1 protein-coding gene is annotated in these 1,320 nt (G+C 63.3%); it reads right to left on the reverse strand.

Annotation, left to right across the window (positions count from 1 at the left end; genetic code table 11):
• Positions 1 to 1,320: efflux RND transporter permease subunit (locus tag AC097L_RS24700; protein ID WP_479589359.1), on the reverse strand; the 1,320-nt coding region annotated here is incomplete at both ends.

Consider the following 1,320-nt stretch of genomic DNA (forward strand, 5'->3'; position numbering starts at 1 on the left):
GCGTGAAGCTCACAAACATCGAAATCAGCACGGCGGCCACGATGGTGATGCCGAACTCGTGAAAGAACTTGCCGATGATGCCGCCCATGAACCCGATGGGCATGAACACCGCCACGATGGACAGGGTGGTGGCCAGCACCGCCATGCCAATTTCCTGCGTGCCGTCCAGCGACGCCTGGTACACGTTTTTGCCCAGCTGCACGTGGCGCACGATGTTTTCGCGCACCACGATCGCATCGTCGATCAGCAGGCCCACGCACAGGCTCAGCGCCATCAGCGTGATCATGTTGATGGTGAAGCCAAAAATGTTCATGAACAAAAAGGTGCCAATCAGCGCAATCGGCAGCGTCAAGCCGGTAATCACGGTGGAGCGCCAGGAGTTGAGGAACAAAAACACGATCAGGATGGTCAGCGCCGCGCCTTCGAACAGCGACTTGCGCACGTTGTCCACCGCCACGCGGATGGGCCGGGCCGCGTCGGTAATGGGCTCCAGTCGCAGCCCGGGCGGCAGCTGGGGCGTGAGCTCGGCAATGGCGGCGTTCAGGCCATCGACCACCTCGATGGTGTTTTCGTCCTGCGACTTCTGCACACTCAAAAGCAGGGTGCGCTGGCCGTTGTACAGCGCCAGGGAGTCGATCTCTTGCGCGCCGTCCACCACGTTGGCCACCTGGTCTACGCGCACCAGGCCGTTCTTGCGGGCCACGATGATCTGGCCAAAGTCTTCCGGGCGCTGCATGCGTGCATCGATCTGCACCACCCGCTCCTGCGCCAGGTTGCGGATGGAGCCCAGCGGCAGGTTCTGGTTCTCGCTTTTCACCGCGTTGACCACCTGGTCGGCGGTGATGCCCAGGGCTTCCATGGCGCGGGGCTGCAGGGTGATGTTGACCTGGCGCTGGGTGCCGCCCACCAGCGTGACCGAGCCCGCGCCGCGCACGTTTTGCAGGCGCTTCTTGAGCACCTGGTCGGCCCAGTTGGTGAGCTCAATCGCGCTCAAGGCCTTGCCCTTACTGGCATCGGGAATCACGGCCAGGGACCACACCGCGCGGCTGCTCGGGTCGAAGCGCAGCACGCGCGGCTCTTTCACCTCGTCGCGCAGCAGCGGGCGCACTGCGGCCACTTTTTCGCGCACATCTTCTGCCGCCTTTCGGCCATCCACCGAGAGCTGGAATTCGATGATGACGACCGACTGGCCTTCGTAGCTGCGCGAGGTGAGGGCGTTGATGCCGGCAATCGCGTTCACGCCTTCTTCCAGCTTCTTGGTGACTTCGCTCTCCACAATGTCGGGCGAGGCGCCGGGGTATTCCGCCGTGACTACCACCA

Source organism: Rhodoferax sp. RT5P35 (genome assembly GCF_056521385.1).